General features: G+C 33.9%; 15 protein-coding genes. 6 read left to right on the forward strand and 9 right to left on the reverse strand.

Annotated elements, in window-relative coordinates; genetic code table 11:
- The first annotated feature begins 66 nt into the window (after positions 1-66).
- Positions 67-1,155 carry a biotin synthase BioB gene (gene bioB / locus OZP09_RS11610; RefSeq protein ID WP_269233841.1) on the forward strand — a complete coding sequence of 363 codons (1,089 nt, stop codon included), beginning with the start codon at positions 67-69 and terminating at the stop codon, positions 1,153-1,155.
- A gap of 415 nt (positions 1,156-1,570) precedes the next feature.
- Here the strand turns inward: bioB and OZP09_RS11615 are convergent, their stop codons facing one another.
- From OZP09_RS11615 to OZP09_RS11645, 7 genes are all read right to left on the reverse strand, one after another.
- A complete protein-coding gene (locus OZP09_RS11615; RefSeq protein ID WP_281309422.1) occupies positions 1,571-2,122 on the reverse strand; it encodes a hypothetical protein in 552 nt (183 codons plus the stop codon).
- 8 nt (positions 2,123-2,130) lie between these two features.
- Entirely contained in the window at positions 2,131-4,104 is a 1,974-nt protein-coding gene (locus tag OZP09_RS11620; RefSeq protein ID WP_281309423.1) for a hypothetical protein, read from the reverse strand.
- On the reverse strand, positions 4,094-4,258 hold the full coding sequence (locus OZP09_RS11625; RefSeq protein WP_269233847.1) for a hypothetical protein: 165 nt from the start codon (positions 4,256-4,258) through the stop codon (positions 4,094-4,096). The genes OZP09_RS11620 and OZP09_RS11625 overlap by 11 nt, the downstream gene beginning before the upstream one ends.
- A gap of 13 nt (positions 4,259-4,271) precedes the next feature.
- On the reverse strand, positions 4,272-6,077 hold the full coding sequence (locus OZP09_RS11630) for a type VI secretion system Vgr family protein (protein WP_269233848.1): 1,806 nt from the start codon (positions 6,075-6,077) through the stop codon (positions 4,272-4,274).
- A 293-nt stretch (positions 6,078-6,370) separates the two neighbouring features.
- Positions 6,371-6,790 (reverse strand): hypothetical protein, encoded by a 420-nt coding sequence (locus OZP09_RS11635; protein ID WP_269233850.1) that lies wholly within the window; start codon positions 6,788-6,790, stop codon positions 6,371-6,373.
- Between the two features lie 11 nt (positions 6,791-6,801).
- Positions 6,802-7,491 (reverse strand): response regulator transcription factor, encoded by a 690-nt coding sequence (locus tag OZP09_RS11640; RefSeq protein WP_269233852.1) that lies wholly within the window; start codon positions 7,489-7,491, stop codon positions 6,802-6,804.
- A complete protein-coding gene (locus OZP09_RS11645) occupies positions 7,491-8,846 on the reverse strand; it encodes a sensor histidine kinase (protein ID WP_269233853.1) in 1,356 nt (451 codons plus the stop codon). The genes OZP09_RS11640 and OZP09_RS11645 overlap by 1 nt, the downstream gene beginning before the upstream one ends.
- A 238-nt stretch (positions 8,847-9,084) precedes the next feature.
- On the opposite strand from OZP09_RS11645, the gene OZP09_RS11650 reads away from it, so the two are divergent.
- Both OZP09_RS11650 and OZP09_RS11655 read left to right on the forward strand, forming a co-directional pair.
- Positions 9,085-11,472, forward strand: a complete 2,388-nt coding sequence (locus tag OZP09_RS11650; RefSeq protein WP_281309424.1) for an outer membrane beta-barrel family protein — start codon at positions 9,085-9,087, stop codon at positions 11,470-11,472.
- Positions 11,473-11,618: 146 nt separating this feature from the next.
- Positions 11,619-12,488: a cupin-like domain-containing protein gene (locus tag OZP09_RS11655; RefSeq protein ID WP_281309425.1), complete on the forward strand. Its 870-nt coding sequence runs from the start codon at positions 11,619-11,621 to the stop codon at positions 12,486-12,488.
- A gap of 118 nt (positions 12,489-12,606) precedes the next feature.
- Here the strand turns inward: OZP09_RS11655 and OZP09_RS11660 are convergent, their stop codons facing one another.
- Positions 12,607-16,452 carry a DUF8693 domain-containing protein gene (locus OZP09_RS11660; RefSeq protein ID WP_281309426.1) on the reverse strand — a complete coding sequence of 1,282 codons (3,846 nt, stop codon included), beginning with the start codon at positions 16,450-16,452 and terminating at the stop codon, positions 12,607-12,609.
- Positions 16,453-16,651: 199 nt separating this feature from the next.
- Between OZP09_RS11660 and OZP09_RS11665 the strand changes: the two genes are divergently transcribed.
- The 3 genes from OZP09_RS11665 to OZP09_RS22655 are packed head-to-tail and all read left to right on the forward strand — an operon-like array spanning position 16,652 to position 18,011.
- A complete protein-coding gene (locus tag OZP09_RS11665) occupies positions 16,652-17,179 on the forward strand; it encodes a helix-turn-helix domain-containing protein (protein WP_269235004.1) in 528 nt (175 codons plus the stop codon).
- Positions 17,179-17,835, forward strand: a complete 657-nt coding sequence (locus OZP09_RS11670) for an IS3 family transposase (protein ID WP_281309427.1) — start codon at positions 17,179-17,181, stop codon at positions 17,833-17,835. Before OZP09_RS11665 ends, OZP09_RS11670 begins: the two co-directional genes overlap by 1 nt.
- Entirely contained in the window at positions 17,796-18,011 is a 216-nt protein-coding gene (locus OZP09_RS22655; protein ID WP_432419431.1) for an IS3 family transposase, read from the forward strand. Before OZP09_RS11670 ends, OZP09_RS22655 begins: the two co-directional genes overlap by 40 nt.
- Positions 18,012-18,082: 71 nt before the next feature.
- Here OZP09_RS22655 and OZP09_RS11675 read toward each other — a convergent pair whose 3' ends face one another.
- Positions 18,083-21,256 carry a DUF8693 domain-containing protein gene (locus tag OZP09_RS11675; RefSeq protein ID WP_281309428.1) on the reverse strand — a complete coding sequence of 1,058 codons (3,174 nt, stop codon included), beginning with the start codon at positions 21,254-21,256 and terminating at the stop codon, positions 18,083-18,085.
- Between the last annotated feature and the right edge of the window lie 214 nt (positions 21,257-21,470).

Consider the following 21,470-nt stretch of genomic DNA (forward strand, 5'->3'; position numbering starts at 1 on the left):
ACAGCAATCACCATTGGTTGATTAGAACAATTTAACTACTTTTGAAGCTTCAAAAACAATGTAGCAATGAGCATTACAAAACACAACTGGACAAAAGACGAAATAATCGCCATATATAACAAACCTATGATGGACCTGCTGTATGAAGCAGCAACGATTCACAGACAAAAACACGATCCGAACGTAGTTCAGGTTTCTACATTATTATCTATTAAAACCGGAGGCTGTCCGGAAGATTGCGGGTATTGCCCACAAGCTGCACGTTATAACACAGGAGTTGAGGGAAATGATTTGATGAGCGTAAGCCAGGTAAAAGCTCAGGCCTTACGTGCCAAATCGAGCGGATCATCCCGTGTTTGTATGGGAGCTGCCTGGAGAAACGTAAAAGACGGTGAAGAATTCGATCAGGTTTTAGAAATGGTTCGTACCATCAATAAACTCGATATGGAAGTTTGCTGTACTTTGGGTATGATTACCGAAAATCAGGCACAGCGTCTGGCAGAAGCAGGATTATATGCTTACAATCACAACTTAGATACTTCTGAAGATTATTATAAAGATGTTATTTCAACACGTGCTTTTGAAGACCGTTTAGAAACCATTGAAAATGTTCGTAAAACTAACGTTACAGTTTGCAGCGGCGGAATTATCGGAATGGGGGAAAGTATAGAAGACAGAGCCGGAATGCTGGTTGCGCTTTCTACTTTAAACCCACAGCCGGAATCAGTACCAATTAATGCTTTGGTTGCCGTTGAAGGAACTCCGATGGAAGATGAAAAACCGGTTGAAATCTGGGAGATGATTCGTATGGTAGCCACTACCAGAATCGTAATGCCTGAAACCCAGGTACGTTTGTCTGCAGGAAGAACTAATATGAGCCGCGAAGGACAGGCAATGTGCTTTTTTGCAGGAGCTAATTCTATTTTTGCAGGAGACAAATTACTTACAACTCCTAATCCGGATGTAAACGAAGACATGAAAATGTTTGAAATGCTGGGATTGAATCCGCAAAAACCTTTTACAAAAGTATCACAACCTAAAACAGTTGAAGCTGCTGATTCGCAATTTGCTCCTTTAGGCGAAAAACCAAAATGGTCAAGACCTGGACACACTATTGAAAGAAATGTTGAAGCTTCGGGAAAACTAAAAGTTTAAGTTTTTTTTTCAACCCATAAAAAATGCTTTTGGCTCATTGTCAAAAGCATTTTTTTACGTTTTTATCATTTGAAATGGATTTCATTCCTTTAAATGAATTAGTAAAGTTATTTTTCTCATAGTACAAGTATATAATCTGCCGGTTCTATAGTGGCTTTGCTATTCGCAATCACGCATTGAAAACTATGCTTTTAGTTTTTTAACGTTTTATCTGCAACTATAATTCTCTCAAGCGCTTTTGGATTGTTATCGCTACATACATGATAAATCCTATCACCTTCAAATTCTATTTGATACTATAATGATCTTTTACATTTGTAGTATCATAAACATAATAAATACTTTTTCCACAAGATAATAAACTACAGCAAAGAAAAATAAGGGTCAACTTTTTCATTAATAATATACTATATGTTTATTTCTTTCTTTTAGGGCTATTCAAATTCAAATGCTGAATTTTTTTTCCAAATTTTGTATAATCAATTTTATCAACTTTTACCATATAAGGAGGGAACCATTTTATGCCATTTTCTTTAAAACCTTGTCCTTCTTTTAAATATTCAAAATCATTATCAGCGGTACTATAAATAGTATCACTTACTCCTCTACGATAAAGAACTGAGTAACCAGGTTTATCTACAAAATGTATAAAAAAGTGTTTAAATTCTGGTTCGTATCTGCTTCTAATATAACTTATATCAGATATACCCGAAACAAAGCTATAATGATTTTCATTTATATCTGTTGCAGATTTATCACTGTAGATATAAATATAACTATTCCTAGGATCACTTAGAGCCCAGTATTTATATGATGCTGCTCTGTAAATGATCTCTTTTTTACTTGTGATTTCTAAAGTACAATAACTGTAATGGTCTTCATCCTTACTAGTATCATAAACATAATAAATACTTTTTCCACAAGATAATACACCCAGATAAAGAGCTATTAATATTATTTTTTTCATTATTTTAGTTATTTAACTTCCTTAAAATAATTATTTTGCTTTCCAGTTTTTTGCATTTCACACCACTGCCATTGATAGTAAGATTTGCGTTCAAAATTAGAATTTGTGTTTCCACTGGAATCCTGATAGTAATCCATATAATTTTCTTGTGTTTTAGATAAGTTAGTTGCTTTACTATATATTTTTGCTTCTTCAGCATTCTTTCTTTCTATTTGTAACTGTACTAATTTTTCCTTTGCTTCATTTATTTTCATATCAATTTCAGTAATTGACATACTTGTTCTGTCAGAAGCAACATCAAGTGAGTTCGCTTCAATCGCAACGGCGCTTTCATTATCTGAATTTAGATGCCTGATAAAAGTACTTTCAAAGTATTCAATTTCAAATGAATTTTTCGAATCTATACAATGTTGTAATACTGAATATTTCCCTTTTAATCTTGAAAGCATCATAATTTCATTTTCATTAGCATTTGTCTTTTGATTTTTTTCAATATTCTTTTTTTGATTTTCTAATATTCTTATTTCTCCCAAATATCCTGTTTTTTTATCCCCTTCCAAAGAAGCGATTTCTTTCTCAATATCATCTTTATATCTTTTTCCACTTTCTTTTATGGAGTAAGTCCCTAAATCTTCACGATCAAAACTATGATGTAAGCTTAAACTGTGTCCTAATTCGTGAAGTATAACTGAATTTGCATCTTGACTTTTAATTGCAGATTCAAAAATATGTGCAATTCCTGAAGATATTGATGAGTATGCTAATACTTTGCTTTCTGGATTTTTCCCAGCATGAATATCGTTAGTATAAAAAAAATGTAGCATTCCAGCTTTGTTTAATCCAATGCTGTTACTACCAAATACTTCATAATTTGATTTTGAAATTTTATAAGCTTGATAAGCTTTTTGAACTTTAGGGTCATTCCACGCTTTTGTTGCAATTTTATCTTGATATTGTTTCATCGTGTATTTAGTATCACCATCTTTCTTAAAAGAATATTCTTTGTCAAACTGTATTAAAACCTCTTTCACCGACATCTTTAATCTCTCTTCAGCTTTCTTTTTTTCTATTCCTCCTTTTACAAGTGAAGCTGCATAACGTTCCTCAATTTTATCATTATAATCCCCCGTTGACTGATCGGTTTCACTATCTTTTTTTAAATACAGTTTACCATCTTCTTTTGTTGAGAGTAATCCTTTATTCTCAAACTCACTTTTATTTAAAGCAATTTTTTTTGTACTTAGAGCTAACTCTCCATAAATATATGCTTGATTAAAAGATTTGTTATTGAAATCCTTTACCAAATTTTGAATAAATGTGGTATGAGATATATCTGGTATTCCAAAATTTTCAGTTGATCCAAAACTTAATTCAACAGGTTGTATTATTGTCTTGTAAATCACTGCATTTGATTTTATAATCAATCTGCCCAATATTTGGGATTCCCCTTTTACCTTAGCTTCAATAAAAACATCTTTCTCGAAAGTACCTTTACACTCAATAATAAGTGGTTTTGCTTCTCCATTCAAAACCATATTTATAGTAGAAGAACCATTAATTATAATATTAGAATCAGAACATACAAATTCAATATTAGCATTGTTTGCCAATTGTGTAAGTACTTCTTCTGCTTTTACATAAAGCGTAACCTTGCTTTTTGCATTGTCTTGGTTACCCTCTACGTTAGGAGGCCAAATAGAAAGGTAAGCACATAGGTATTTCTTGATTCCTGAAATTACTTCTATTTTAGGCACTATGCCTTTTAAATCCTGATATTCTCCTATTAACCCTTCAGCGCAAACTTTTTTGTCGAATTTATCAAAACCAAATGATCCCTTATAAGAAGAATCTGCAACTCCATATTTCCCAACAGCATGTTCTTTTGATCGATAAAATTGAATACAACCAGCAAAAGTTATATTTTCTTTAATTTCTCTCTTCTTTCTCTCAGTTGGCTCATAATTCCCATAACTAATTCCCATCTACTTTTATTTTTTTTGCACTGTTAAACTGTAAATTACTTTCGGTAGCTTCTATCGTTACTTTTTTAGCGGTCATTGTAAAATTTCCAGCATAAATGATATCTGCTTTTTTAATGGTTATATGTATATTTTTAGCTTGCTTTATAATTGCCATAATTTTATCTTTTTTAACTAATTGTTTTTTCGCCACTATTCAATTGTACTACAGCTTTACTTTTTAAAAGCATATCTTCATCTGTACTGTGAACTGTGACTTTTTTAGAAAACACATCGGCGGTCTCTCCAATATCTCTTGTATAATCTTTCTCTACTATTTCTATCTTACTGTCTCCGCTTTCTATTATATCTCCAGCTGCATTTTGTGTAAGATCATGACCTGCCGTTTGAACTATATCTTTACTGGCATCAATTTCAATATTCTCACCTGCACTAACAGAAACATTTTTACCAGCAGTAATATTTACATTCTCCCCGGCATTCAAAGTAAAATTCTTTGGCGCATTCACATCAATATTTCCCTGACCATCCATTTTCCAGGTATTGCCGCTCGGGTCTTCAATCAGAATACTTCCCTCTCCGTCGTTCAAAATAATTTTAGTACCTGAACGTGTATGAATCGCTTTTACATTATTCTGACCGTCTGAATAACCGCTGGTAGCGCTTCCATTGTATTGTGTTCCCAAAATATACGGATTCTGTGCATTGCTTCCTTCAAAGCCTACCAAAACCTCTTCATCGATTTCCGGAATAAAATAAAAACCTTTTCCTGAACCTGAGTGTGGCTGTATCATACGAAGCCATTCGCTTGAATTGTTTCCGCCTGCCCAATTGAACTGTACTTTTACACGTCCTAATCCTTCCGGATCGTTGTTGTCTTTTACTTTCGCGGGCTGTGTTTCGGCTTTCGCAAATACATGTACATCTGTAAAATGTGGTGCTGCAACATCTGCCGGAATGGCCTTGAAATTACAGGAGTAATTTCCGTGGACCTGAGAGATGTGTGTTACTTCTGTCACGATCAGTTCATGTTCTACAGTTTGGTTTATGATGCTGAAAACCTGTCCAAGACCTAACGGAAAATAAGAGGTTCCGCTGTAATAAACACTATTGGCATCGCTGCCTGCTGTCTGCAGTTTGACCATTTCCTGGATTTCTTCGCTGCTTTGGGCATTGGTGGTGTAAGCTCCGTTATTAAGGTCGTTTTGGGTAACGGTTCCCTGATTATGTCCTACAACAGCAGAGAAGCTGTCTTTGCTTCCTGCTGAAGTTCTCAATGAGGAGTTACGGATATTGGCAGCACCATTGTAATCATACCCTCCCAAAGCAATTTTATGGGAAGCCATGTTGGTCTGGATTTTAAAACCATGCAGCGAAGATCCGTTGATGAGTTTTATTTTACTGGTTTTGGTTTGTCCGAACTGCATTCGCATTCCGTCAAAATAGAACCATTGTCCGTAACGTCTGGCCAATCGTTTTAAGAAATCAAAATTGGTTTCATTGTACTGCGCCAGATATTTGAATTCCTGAAGGTAAGTGGCTTTTATAGCATCTCTTTCGTAGAATTCTCCCGGACCTTCTGCTAAAATATCCAGCACGATATCATTCATGCCTCTTTGCTGATAGGTTCTTGATTTTTTCATGTCATCCAGAACGATAGTATGACTAATTCCTTTAACATGTAATCCTTCGGCGCTGCCATGAAGATCTATAGAAGATAGTTCTGTTATGATTCCTTTGCTCATTAACCGGATTCCGGTAAGGCTTTTAAAGGTAAAGATAACTTCGTCTCCAAGATACTTTCGCAATGCCTTTGCCTGATCTGCCGGATTGATGATCGCTTTGCCTGTATATTGCCATACAAAAGAAAAATGATGGTGATCTGCCATCTTTTGCGACAGTTCTAAATTATGATAAACCACGTTTTGGGTAAAACTCCCTATGCTGATATGTACCTGTTCTGAAAAATGTCCCATAAATGATTTGTTTAATTTATTAGTAAGATTTTATTGTAAAAATAGAACTTTAAATTACTTAAACAACGCATGCGTCGAAAAAGTATAGCTCTTTTATTACAGAACTCTACAGGCATTTACATTCAACTTGTCACACAAATTACTCGTTAGGCGAAAAACCTAAATGGTCAAGACCTGGACACACTATTGAAAGAAATATTGAACATTCGATTAAATCAAAAGTTTAAGATTTTCTGCCAACACTATAAATAAAAATGCTTTTGACTCATATTTGTCAAAAGCATTTTTTTATTTCAATCATTTGAAATCGTTTCTCTTAATTTATTTCCGAGTTTTTCAAATTCTCTAAAAGTATTTCCCGAACTTAATTCTTTGTCGACATTCATTTTTAAACTGCCTTTTTTAAAAGTGACGCCATAGACAATTTCATCGGCATCCAGTTTTTTCCAAATCAAAACTTCACCTTTAGAAATCAGGTATTTCTCGTCCAAATGATCCATTAGCATTCTTTTTATTTTATCATTTTTATCAGAATCAAAAGAAGCTTTGAAACTATAAGATGAATCTGAATCCTGAACCGAAACAGATGAACTGGAACTCGTAGTTTTTGTTTCTGATTTTTTAACTTTTGGAGGATTTGGCACTGTTGGCCTACTCTGGCTATGCGCTAAAAAACTAATCGCTGTAAAAATAAGTACTATAATAATTTTCATAATCATTTGATTTAATTGTTAATCTTAAATTCAAAACCCAGGCCTCTTACACTTAAAATACTTATAGCAGGATCTTCTTTAAAATATTTCCGTAAACGGCTGATAAAAACATCCATGCTTCTGCCTGAAAAGAAATCTTCGTTGCCCCATATTTCCCTTAAAATCTCTTCCCTTTTTATAAGCTTATTTCGGTTCTCATGTAAAAAAATGATTAATTGCGCTTCTTTTTCAGTAATTCGGTGTATGATTGCATGATGTTTCAACAAGTAATTTTGATAATCAAAAATATAAGTGCCAATTTCGAACGTCTGTTCTAAAACAATTTTTTCATCATTTTTTTGAGAACGTTTTAAAATATTACCTACTCTTAAAATTAACTCTTCTACTTCAAAAGGTTTTACGATATAATCATCTGCACCCAATTTCAGCCCTTTGATTTTGTCCTCCTTCAATGATTTTGCCGTTAAAAAAACAAATGGAGTATCCGGAAATTGATCCACTATCTTTTCGGCTAAAGTAAAACCATCCATTTGCGGCATCATTACATCCAAAATACAAATATCCGGTTTGACAGAAGAAAGAGATTCTAAAGCTTCTTTACCATTCTTTTTCCAGGATACTTTAAATCCTGAAAACTCCAGATATTGTTTCAAAACTGAAGCATAATCAAAATCATCTTCTACTAATAAAATATGTTTCATTATAACGGAATTGATATTAAAAACAAAGCACCTCTATTTTCTTCACTTATTACTTTTACATTTCCACGATATGCTTCCACTAATTGTTTTACATAAAACAATCCCAAACCAAGACCTTTTGTATTGTGAAGATTTCCTTTTTCTACTCTGTAAAACTTATCAAAAACGGCTAAGTGTTCTTTCGAAGAAATCCCTTTTCCATTATCTTTTATACTGAGTAAAAAATTATTATCCATACTTTTCATTTCAATATTTATTTCTGTAGCACCATATTTTACGGCATTATCCAAAAGATTAATCAAAATTGTATTGAGATGAAAACGGTCTATTTTTAGCGTGATGGTTTCCTGATTCTGCTGGCATGTAATGAGAATATCAGGTTGAGAAAGTCTGAAATCCTCTATTATTTCTTTAATTTCAGTACAACTTATTTCGATGGAAGAACTTACATCAGATACTGGATTAACTGAAACATTCGCAACCTGCTGAAACAGTTTCTGAAGCCTGCTGTTCTGTCTTTCCAATAAAGATAAAGTCGTTTTATATTCTTCATTCGACATTTGATCCTGCTTTCGCTGCAATGTTTTGATTGCAATATCCATTGTGGCCAAAGGTGTCTGAAATTCATGTGTAATGTTGTTTACAAAATCTGTTTTTATATCAGCAATCCGTTTTTGGTTAATTAAGTTTTTAATAGAGAGATAATACAGGTACACGACAAAAAACATTAACACTAAAGAAAATAATAACAATCCGGCCATTTGACCCAGAATCGTTTTTTGCCAGCTGGCAAAACTGTAATATTGTTCTGTTTTCAACATGAGTGTATATTTTTTCTTTACAGAACCTGGATTATCTGATTCATTCGTATTTTGCCACTTTCCGGTAGAAGAAGAAATCTCATTAGTACTTTTTACTTTATTATCAAAAATCAACAGTTTACCATTATAAACAGAATCCGTTTTATTATTGTTTACAATTACAAGAGACGTTAAATAATCGCTGTAACCAATTTCAAAATCTTCTGGTTTTTTAAACTTTTCCATATACCTCTTCATAGCATCAGAAAGGGAATCCTGATTTTTCTGAATAAGTTTTAGATATTCTTTTTTTGCTATTTTTTTATACACATATTCTTCAGATAATTTGCCGGTTTGCTCCATCCAGCTATCTTTTATGGCATCAAATTCAGGATGGTCTTCCAGCTCGGTTATTTGCTTTCTGATTTTTGTATTTACTTCCCTTTCGGTCAATTTATAAGTATTGTATATAAAATAGCCCTGAATAGCCGCCAATGCTATTACAGTAAAAATACATGCTCCGATTAAATACGCAATTTTCCTTTTGTTTTGCATGATGTAACAATTAACAAAAACAAATTTACCTTAATAATTGTTTTATGCTTTTAATAAATAACCGATTAACCCTTTATTAACCCAATGTTGAAATGAATGTCTTAAAAAATTGGGAGTTCAGCTTATTTTGTTTTTTCAAAACTAAACTATCCAAAACTCTTTAACCCATCATTAACCGTCTATTAACCCAATACTCCGTAGCCGTTTCAGAGATTTGCTCCAAACAAATCATCACATCATGAAACACTATCTTTTTATATTCTTACTCTTTCCTTTTATCGGAACTGGACAGCACAAGATTTCAGGAACTATTCTGGACGCTAAGAATAATCCCGTAGAATTTACCTCTGTTTCGTTATTAAAACACCAGGATTCAGTATTTTACAAAAGCACTCAAACTAACGAAAAAGGCTTTTTTGAAATAGCAGACGCTGAAAAAGAAAAATACATTTTGAAAATCAGTTCTTATGGACATTCTGAAAAATACCTCCATATTGATGTACAGTCAGATCTCCAACTCTCTCCAATTCTACTGGAACAAAATGCAGAACTACTAAATGATGTTACCATTACGACATCAAAACCAATCTTAAAAAGAAAAATTGACCGAATAGAGTTTACTGTAGAAAACTCTTCACTTTCTACTAATAATGCCTGGGAAATCCTGGGCAAAACACCTGGTGTGACTACAATGAGCAGCGGCAATATGACTGTTCGCGGAAGCAATAGTATTTTGGTCACTATTAATGACAAAAAAGTCTATTTAACAGGTGATGAATTAAAACAGTTTTTAGAAAACACAAACGGTGAAGATGTAAAATTAATTGAGGTCATTACAAATCCACCCGCTAAATATGAAGCTCAGGGAGCAATCGTATTAAATATCAGGTTGAAAAAAAATGTAAAATTAGGTTATAAAGGAACGGTAAGCGGTTCTTACACACAATCTATTTATGCAAAAGGAAATATTTCTACAAGCCATATTTACAAAGGAGAAAAACTATCACTATCCGGACGTTATACCCTTGGTACTGGTACGTATGTGAGAGAAGGAGAAGATTTCATTCATTATTTGGATAATTCAGGCGAAACGAACTCGATTTGGGAAAGCACCCTGAGAAGAAAAAACAAATCGGCATCGCAAAATTCATTTCGAGTGGATTCAGAATATGAAATAGATAATTCAAATACAATCTCTTTTGGCGTAACTGGTTCTATCAATCCAAATGTTCATGGGTTTTATAATGTGCCCACTTCTATTTATGACCGTAACAGAAATCTGGATTCGCTTTATGTGACTCAAAACAACAGAAAAAAAACTTCCCGAAATAATGATTACAATTTTTCTTATGATCATAAATTTAAGGAGAAAGAGAAACTTTCTTTTTCTTCAGATTATACGCATTACTATTACAATGAAAATCAGGATATTTTCTCTTCATTTTCATTACCCAATAGTCCTCCTTACCGACAAACGCGATTTGTAAGCGACAACACGCAAAAAATTCAGCTTTTTTCAGCACAATCCGATTATGCAAATGAAGACAATGGAATCGAGATGGGAATGAAATTTGGAAAAGTAAAAGCAGACAGTCAGCTTATTTTTAAAGATGAAATTAATGGCGAATTAATTGAAAACACAAACAGAACTAACCAGTTTTTATATGATGAAACCATTTTTGCAGGTTATACAAGCTATAGCAAGGAAATAGAAAAATGGACGCTGAAAGCCGGATTAAGAGGAGAGTACACCCGGCTAAAAGGCAATTCGGTTACGGTAACTGAAATAAACCAGCAAAAATATTTTAAACTTTTCCCCACTTTTTATGCGCTTTACAAAGCCAATGAAAACCATCAAATTGGATTTTCATACGGAAAACGGATTAGCAGACCTCAATACAGCTGGCTTAACCCATTCAGGTCTTACTACAATTCCTATTCATATTTTGTTGGAGATCCAAAGCTTCAGCCTACCATCATTCACAACCTCAATCTGACTTATACTTTAAACGACAAATACAACTTTGATTTGTACTACCGACATGAAAAAAATCCTTCAATGGAAATCTCGTATCAGGACTACGAAACGACAACAGTTGTCTATCATCTTACGAATATCGAAAAAAATACTGCATTAGGATTAGAATTCAATGCCAATTTAGTTTTCTTTGACTGGTGGGAATCCGGAATTCAGGCCGGTATCAATTATACTCAGGATACCTTTTTGGGAGTTGATGAAAAATTATATCAAAACAAACGTTTGCAGTATAATGGAAGCACCAATAACCGATTTACGTTCAACAAGAAAAAAGATTTTACCGCCGAAGCCAATTTTTATTACAACTCAAAATCTGTTCAGGGCACTTTTACTATTAGTCAGTTTACCAGTTTAGATTTTGCATTTCGAAAAAAGATATTTGATAACAAATGGGAATTTTTTGCCATCTTTTCAGATGTTTATCGCGGAGAAAAACAAACGGTTACCACTAAATATGCAAATCAGTATAATTATTTTACAGATTATAGCGATACCCAGAGTTTTAAGATTGGCTTTAAATATAATTTTGGGAATCAAAAATTGAGTGAAAAAAACAGAACACAAACTGAAGAACAGAAAAGAATTTAACTCACACGAATTATTCTATCTTGTTGAATGACTGAACGTACTTCAATCAAGTCAAAATTTTAATTAATAGAGTTAAAAAATCTCAATAAATATTTTTAAATTGCTTATAGCTAACACTATAAGCAATTTTTTTTATTTTAAAACAGATGAAATTAACACAAATTGAAAGGGTAAAAAAAATCTCAAAATCTGAGTTTATATCCCAATATGTAAAAAATCAAATACCGGTTGTTATTGAAGAGCTGACTGAAGACTGGCCGGCTTATGAAAAATGGAAATTATCTTATATCAAACAAATAGCAGGCGACAAAGTTGTTCCTTTATACGATGACAGACCGGTAAACCATGAAGATGGTTTTAATGAAGCACATACTTGTATGAAGATGAGCGATTATATTGATTTACTTGAAAAAAAACCAACCAATTACCGCATTTTTCTTTACAATCTAATGAAAGATGTTCCTGTCTTAAAAAATGATTTTTTATGGCCGGATATTGGCTTAAAATTAGTCAAGCAAATGCCTATGCTGTTCTTTGGCGGTCAAAATTCTAAAGTGTTTATGCATTTTGATATAGACTACTCCAATATTCTTCATTTCCATTTTCACGGAGAAAAGCAATGCATGATTTTTCCTCCTGATCAGTCAAAATATATGTATAAGGTTCCTCATGCGTTAATTTCGAGAGAAGATATTGATTTTGACAATCCCGATTATGAAAAATTCCCTGCCCTGAAAAATGCACAGGGATACATCACAAACCTGAAACATGGTGAAATGTTATATATGCCTGAAGGTTACTGGCACTATATGAAGTATCTTACACCCGGGTTTTCTATGAGTTTACGCTCTTTTCCTAAAAACATTACCAACTTATCTAAGGCTGCTTATAATGTTTTTATCATGCGACATTTTGATATTTTGATGCGAAAATTCAAAGGTCAAAAATGGATTGACTATAAAAATGAAAAGGCAATTCAGAATACGCATGAAAATTTGCTAAAAGAAGCTGTCTAAATCCACTGAAAAAGATGAATTTAAATCTGATTTAATTTATCTATAATCGGAGTCAAAGACTTTTAAAAAGGAAAAAACCTTTGACTCCATTGTTCTTCTATCTTAATTTTACCGATAATTAATATATTATTTTTTCCGTTTTCAGGCTTTCTTCTGTTTGAATTTTAAGTAAAAGAAGCTGATTTTCTGGTTTCAGATTAGAAATTATTATTGAATTTTGATTCGTATTTTGCTCTAAAATCAATTTTCCACTTATATCGAAAACCTGAACTTTTTGAATATTTGAATTTTCTGATTCTACCACTAATTGTCCCTTCTTTTGATAAATTACAAATTCTTTTTTATTTGGCGAAATATCTTTTAAATGCAATGTTTTATCTATAAATCTTAAAACAAAACGAGTATTAAAAATTCCTTTTTCAGTTAAAAATACATAAGGTTCTTTTTTTAAATCATGTAAAATCATTTTGTCCTTATCTTCAAGATAAATGGATTGGTCCGTAAAAGTTTGATCCAAATGATCTATACTTATCGTGAAATTTCCCTTGATTTCAGTTTTATAACCCAGAACTATTTCATCTGAATCTTCAAAAGGGAATTCCCTGCCTTGTATAGTCCAGCTTTTTTCTTCATTAAAACTATAAAAATCAATATACTTGTTTCCATTGAATGACTCTCCGTCAAAAGCCGAATCATACCCGTTTGTTGCTCCTTCAATATAACCAATTAAAAGCTGTTTGAATGCACTTTCTTCATTCGTAAGGTTAAGCCATATTCTGCTTCTCTCTGGTTTTTTCTTTTTTTCGGAAATCTTAGCAGGTTTAAAAAATTGTGAATTTTGTTCTATAACACGCATACTATTTTCAAATTTCACTTCCCCGGCAATTAAACTCTGAACAAAAAAAGATTGTGCTGAAGCAATCTTTCCTGCCGGCAAAGTTTCATTTTCACCAGAAGCCATTGCTGCTCTTGTTCCTACACCTCCTAAAAGTGTATAAACTGCATAATCATCTGTATTATATTTATTATAAGAGAGTGGTGTATTATGAGTCCAGAAATATAGTGTTCCTTTAATAACATCCATGTTGTCTTTCAAAAATACATCTGCATCAATAGCGGATGGGTATGGATTGCCTAATAAATTGAAACTATCCGTATTGCAAACATTTATTTTAATTTTTCCGTTAACCGGTATTCCTTTAAAAACCGCTTCATATTTTTCAGGAACAGAATCTGAAAAATTTTGCGGCCCGCGAATAATATAACCTTTACCTGAACTCATAATTGTTGAAGGAATTTCCTCTTTCCAATAATTTACTTCAGGATCAAATGAAAAAAACTTATCTGGTAATGTAGCCGGCGAAACATCTGTCAAATTTTGACCTTCAACTGGAGAAGACCAATAGGTATAATCGGACTTTCTCATAGGTGTAGTTTTCCGTTTAAGATGAATAATCCCGGTATTGATCATTTCATCATCATATTGGTACAAAGATGCAGTATCTTCTAAAATCAACCTTCCGGATCCCGAATAATCTAAGTTTAATCCCAAAGTTTTTCCGGCTGAAACCGTTACTGTCTTTCCAGAGTTGATATGACAGCTACATGCATTTGTTGAAGCAGAAAACAAATAATCATCTTCAAAATTTAGTTCTTTTTCGACTGAAGGAAATCCATTTGACCAATTCGTACCATTCCATTTTGAGCTATGAGTACATAATTTCAAACGGGCAATTCTATGTTTTGCCACTCCTGATACTGAGTTAAAATTCCCCCCGATAAGCAGTTTATGATCAGATGTAAAGCCCATAGTATATAAAGTGCCGTTTAAACCAACTGAAAAAGAGGAATCAAAAACGCCATTAGAAGATAACCGTAATAATCGTAAAGAAGCTGTACCGTTATAATTTCCTGAAAATGCGCCTCCAACAAGGATCCTATTGTCTGGCTGTACTAAAATACTGCGAACATCTCCGTTACTAAAACCCGTTCCGGAGTTAAAAGTTATGTCTAAAGTACCATCTGAATTAAGTCTTAAAATTCTTTTTTTTGAAGTTCCATTATAATCTAAAAAAGAACCACCCACAATAATTTTTCCATCAGATTGCAATTCAAGTGCATACACATTTTTGTCAAATCCAGTACCTATAGAAAAACTGCTATCTATACTTCCGTCAGCATTTAACCGTACTAACTTCGAATATACTATGCCGTCGAATGTATCAAATCTTCCTCCTAATATAATTTTTCCGTCTGGCTGGACTATCATAGCATCTACAATTGCATTTGCAGCTACAGCAGCATTAAAACTACTATCAATTGTGCCGTCTTGCATGAGACGCACTATTCGGCCAAATGTAACGCCATTATATTTTGTGAAATTACCTGCTGCTAATATTTTCCCATCCGATTGAATCGATACCGAATATACCTGACCATTAAAACCGCTTCCGGAAACAAAACTATTATCTAAACTCCCATCAGGTAAGATTCGGGCAATGCGATTACAAATTGTATTGTTGTAAGTCGTAAAACTTCCAGCTATAATCATTTTTCCATCTACTTGCCGGACTGCCGTTTTTATAGTATTATTAGCCCCTGACTGTGCTGAATTAAATCTATTATCTAAATCTCCCTCTGGCAAAATACGCGCAATTTTTGAACATGCAACTCCGTTAAAATTTGAGAAATTACCAAAAACCATTGTATTATTATTAGGCAATGGTAATACTTTTGAAACCGAATTATCAAACCCGGCTCCCGCCGACAGATAACTTATATCATGAATTCCACTAGCATCTGTTTTAGCCAGTTTTCCCTGGTTCAAATAATCAAATACTGAAAATGACCCACCAATGTACCAACTGCCATCATCTGAATTTTCTAAACTAAATACTGATGCTGAGCCAGGTCCGCCTCCTGCATTGAAATCCGTTTTAATTGTGCCGTCTGGATTTAAAAGTAATAATCTGTTTACATCGCTTCCATTATATAAAGCTGTAAAAGAACCTCCGAGCATAATATTTCCTGACAAATCCGTTTTTATAACGTTTACAGTACCGTTATTAAAACCTGTTCCTGAAAGAAAACCAGAATCGATTGATCCATCTGAATTCAACCGAATAATCCTGTTAGAAGCAATTCCGTTATAATCTGTAAATTCACCACCCAGTATAATTTTTTCATCTGATTGTAAACACATTGCATGGATTTCATCATTAAAAGCAGTTCCAGCATTAAAACCCATATCAATACTACCATCTGAATTTAAGCGAACTATTCTATTGACATCGGCACCATTAAATTTTATAAAATTTCCTGACAGAATAATCTTCCCGTCGTGTTGGATCTGAACACAATTTATATTTGAAGGAGCACCTGAACCAGTTAAAAAAGTGGCATCTAAATTTCCATCAGGTAAAATCCTGGCTATCCTGTTTACAGTAATTCCATCATACTTTGTAAAGCTTCCAACGATTATAAATTTTCCATCTGATTGCTGGGCAATTTGATTTATAATGCCCGTACCTGCTGCTATAGAAGTATTAAAAGTGCTATCATGCGAGCCATCATTATTTAAACGAATTAATCTGCCTGCAGCAACTCCATTATAACTGGTAAAATTTCCTCCAATAATAATTTTGCCATCATTTTGTATGTAAGATGAATATATCTTTCCATTAAAACCTGAACCTGTATTAAATTCTTCATCTATAGTTCCGTCTGTTTTGAGCCGTGTCAAATAAGAAAGTGGTTTTCCGTTAAAGCTCAAAAATTCACCTCCCACAATTAAATTCCCATCTATTTGCATTGACAAGGTTCTAACTGCATTATTAAAACCATCACCATTAAAACCATCATCATAACTATTAAAACTGACGTCTGGTTTACCTTGTTGGGCTTTATTTGAAATAGAAAATAAACTAAAAAGAATTATAAACAAACAATGTAATTTTGATTTCAAGATATAATGATTTGGAGTTATAAAAATTCAGGCACATTCTGTTAATAAGAATTTACGTGCAATTTATAATTATCATTATGCTGTTACAATACCAACATTTAGTGATTTTTAAGAATATAAATATTATCTGTTAACACAAAAAAACCGATAACTTATTGAACATGCCCCAAAAAGTTAGACACTATTTGGGGCATTTTTTATGAACAGAAAAGTAAAATTCAATTATGCATTTAAGTTAGAATGTGTAGAATTAGTTTTAAAGAAACATTATTCGAACGTGTATGTTTCAAGATTGAAGGGTTTGGACGAGTCCAATATCCGTAAATGGGTAGCTTTTTATAAAGCATACGGCAAAGACGGCTTATTACCTAGAAGGAATCATAATTATACGGTTGATTTTAAGTTAAAGGTTCTAAAAGCCATTAAAAAAGAATCACTTTCCTTACGCGAGACCTCGGTGAAGTTTAATATTGCCGATGCAGCTATTCTGTTAAAATGGCAAAAAGATTTTGCTAACTTTGGAGTTGAAGCATTACAACCAAAACCCAAAGGCAGGCCCAAATCTATGAGCAATTTCAAACGTAAAAAACGCAAATCAGACAAGCCATTATCCAGGGAAGAAGAACTTCTCTTGGAAATTGAAGCCCTGCGCTGTGAGAACGATTTGCTAAAAAAGCTACAAGCCTTAATTCAAGCCGAAGAAGCAGCCAAAAAGCGCAAGCCATAATGGAATTAAGGCATTTATATGATTTAGATTTACTTTTGAATCGTACTAATATGGCACGTAGCAGTTTTTACTACTATGAAAAACAAAACAAATCTGTGGATAAGTATCAAATCATAAAAGAATTTATAAAATCCATTTATCACAAGCACAAAGGTCGTTATGGCTATAGAAGAATTACCGACGAATTGAACAATAAAGGGATAACTATCAATCATAAAACAGTTTTCAGATTGATGAAGCTATTAGGGCTAAAAAGCATTATTAGAATAAAGAAATATAAATCATATAAAGGGGAACAGGGCAAAATCGCACCTAATATTTTGGAACGCAATTTTAAATCAGAAGCTCCAAATAAAAAATGGGCAACCGACATAACCGAGTTTAATGTATCAGGAAAAAAACTATATTTATCGCCTATTATAGACTTATTCAACCAAGAAATTATCAGTTATGAGCTAGCGGAACGACCCGTATTTAGTCAAGTGGTCGTGATGTTAAAAAAAGCATTTAAGAAAATACCAAACAATACTAATTTGACCTTACATTCTGATCAAGGCTGGCAATACCAAATGAAACAATACCAGCATTTATTGAAAAAAAAGGAATCGTACAGAGTATGTCCAGAAAAGGGAATTGTCTGGATAATGCGATTATAGAAAACTTCTTCGGGATATTAAAATCCGAATTGTTTTACCTTAAAAAGTACAGTTCTATAAGTCAATTAAAACAAGATATCGAAAATTATATTATCTATTACAATAGAGAAAGAATCAAGTCAAATTTAAACAAAATGAGCCCGATACAATATCGAGCTCATCATTATCAAAATTAATTATAAATTTGTCTAAACTTTTGGGTGCAGTCTATTATGCTATCGGTTTTTCTAATTTATAGTTTGTAGTTTTATTTAAAGATCACTTTTTTGGTCGTCTGGTAGCCATTCCCCAGCACTACTTTGATCAGCAAAACCTGTTGTGCAAAGGGCTGGTTCTGAAGAATCAATTCAAGATTGCTAACCTTATCTTTACTATACAATTCTTTTCCCGAAACATCATAAATAAACACCTTGTCAATGTTTTCTGTGGTCGAATTTACTGTAATGGTTTTGTTCTGGGCAACAACCCAAACAGCATCATCAACCGTTTCTAAATCACCGGTCCCCAATGTTGTGTTCTTGTAGCGAAGCACAAATCGATTCTTGAAGGTACCTGCCTTGGTCGTAAAAGTATAGTTTTTCGCCGTCAATTCGTTTATTGTTCCGGTCTGCTTGTCTTCCAGATAAATTCTCTGCGTAGCCAGCTTACCATCGGCCTGATCTATTGCAATGGTGAAATCTCCCGCAATTTTCGAACGATACCCTAAAGGAACAACATCTGAATCACTGAATGGCAAGGCACGTCCTTGGATGGTCAGATCGGTAGCATCGTTGATACTATAAAAATCAATGTAACTGTTGCCGTCATAACTCTGTCCGTCGAAAATCTTATCATATCCATTGCTAGCACCTTCTATGTAGCCAATAAGCATTTGTTTGAATGCACCTCCTGCATTGGTTAGGTTAAGCCACAAACGGTGTTTCTCCATCAATGCTGGTTTCGAGGTGTTACCAGGTTTGAAAAACTGCGAATTATTGGTTCCGCCAAAACGCATTTCATTTGTGAACTCAACATGACCAGAACCAGATTCTGCACTGGTGAAAAAAGACTGCCCTGCAGCAATGTAACCAGTGGGTTTCATTCCTTTATCTACTCCGTTAACACTGTGCTTTGGATCACTAAGCGCAGAGGCAACACCTCCTGTAAGGTTGTAGCTCGCATAATCATCCGAAACATAAGCATACTGGGCACCAACTAGTTTGACTGCCGTGTTATGAGTCCAGAAATAAACCGTTCCACCTAAGATACCACTGTTGTTTGCATTATCATACAAAAACGAGTCTGCAAAGATAGCTGAAGGATAAGGATTACCTATAAGGTAATATTTATCTTTCTCCATATACTGCCCGCTGGTAATCTTTCCGTTATTGGGTTTGCCTATAAATGAAAGATTCTGTACATAGCTGCTGCCATTCCAGGTCTCACCGTTTGGATATACTGTTTTTATATCAGGAACACGGATGGCATAACCGATACCAGCTTGCATCACAGTCGAAGATGGCTCTTCGTTCCATCTGTCTCCTGTATAGGACAAATATTTATCCCAGCGCGTATTAGGAGATAAATTATACAATGTTTGGCCTTCTACAGGTGAGGACCAATACGTGGAATCGTAATTCTTCATCGGCTGAGAACTACGCTTATAGATGATTTTACCAGAATTGACAGCATTCGTCAGCTGAATTAAACTAGCATTATTCTCAAATATTAAATTTCCATCTGTATCAACTGTAACCCCATTTGTTATAGTCAAAGTACGTCCTGTTTTTATAGTAACTTTTGTAGTGCTTCCTGAAACCCTGCAACTGCAGCCATACAAATCAACATTTGGATCGACAGCAGGCGGATAGTTACCAGTGAAAACAATATTTTGATCTAAAGTTGGTACAGATCCTGTCGACCAAGCAGTTCCGTTCCAGGTATTCGTTGTCTGACTAATAATTGAAGCAGCAGCTGTTAAAGGTGATTTACAGCCGCTACTATTATCCGTTACCCTAAAAGTATAGGTTCCAACTGCTAAACCAGTGACAGTCGTTGTAGATCCGGAACCGGAAGTATTTACCGTACTGCTACCTGAATTTATTTCCAGGGTCCATGATCCTGAAGGTAAACTGCTCAAAGAAATAGTTCCCAATGAATTACAAGTTATGTTTTTTATTGTTCCTATCGTTGGAGGGGTCAATAAATTAGTTACTGTCTGGATATCATCTCCGATAGAATTACCTGAAATATCTTCAACCGTGTTCGCTGAAGGATCTACCGCTGTAACTTTTGCAGAATTGACCACTCTTCCTAAGGCTACATCAGCTGCGGTAATAGTATAATCTGCGGTTAAAGTTGTCGTTGCACCAGCGGCTAAGGAGGCGATAGGAGAACCTGATATTGTACCAATCATAGGATCAGTTACTACTACATTAGTTAACGGAACGTCTCCAGTATTAGTAACTTCAAAAGTATATCTAATTTTACCTCCTACTCCGCATCCCAATAATGTTGCTTTTTTTACTAAAGCTAAAGTTGCTATTTTTAATGAGTTGGTATTAAAAGCAATGAATGCACAATCAGAGCTTCCTGAAAAATTAACCACAAAGCGGTCTATCTGTGAGGATGTAGCATCTGTAATTCCAAAAGCACTCAAATCAAAGGCAAGCAAACGAATATCACGGGTGTCATTTGCACTGAAGCCAGTGGCCGGAGCACCGTTATTAGTATTAAATAAATCCAGTCTGTAGGTCCCAACAGCCGGAATGGAACTAGAAGTAAAATCTACATTAACAGAATTACCAATAACAACTCCTGCTGCATTAACAAAACTGAATTTGTCAACTACTGAATTTGGCTGAGCAACCTGACTGACTATAATATCAGGAATTCCATCTCCAATTATTCCCAATTGTATATTATTTGTACCTATTTTGAATTCAGCCAAAGTATTTGCTTTAATATTTGCAATCCCTGTACCCAAAGCCAATCCATTAATACCGTCTGTAAGTCTATAAGCTAATTCGGCAGGCGTTGATAAAGCTCCTCCCAGAGCAGGAGTTAATATCCTATTAGTTAAAGAGCCATCAATATTAGAGCCTTGCAAGTAGTAGCTGGATGCGTCATATGGTAAAGATTGTATTTTTAAAGCTCTGAAACGACTATTCACAAAATTAACAGAATTCGCAGTCAAAACAGCATTATTAGCACCTGTTGCATACGTTTTTCCCTGCCAGTCAAAGGCAAGCAAATTATTTTCTGTATTAGGCTGATTTGCCACAACATTAGTCGCAGAATTTGAAGTAAAATAAGTATTCCAATCGGTATATATTCTTGTTACCGAAGTTTGGCTTAACGTTTTGGAAGTAATGAGTAAAAAAAATAAAACAATAATTTTTAAAAATAAAGAACGTTTCATCAAAAATAATTTTCTAGTCATTGTATCGGCTTATAAAGATTAAATTAGTCTTATGGAAATACTTCCTTATATGTAGTTTTTCTAATAATTTTTCACCGTTCGATATTAAAACAATTGAAAAAATATCTTTTAATACCCACACTAAGAAGCATATAAGTCACAAAAATAATCCTTTGTGCAACTTATTTTAATTGAAACGGGACAAATTCGATTAAAAGCACATAAACCCGATGTA

This window comes from Flavobacterium flavigenum, from assembly GCF_027111255.2.
Taxonomy (GTDB): Bacteria; Bacteroidota; Bacteroidia; order Flavobacteriales; family Flavobacteriaceae; genus Flavobacterium; species Flavobacterium flavigenum.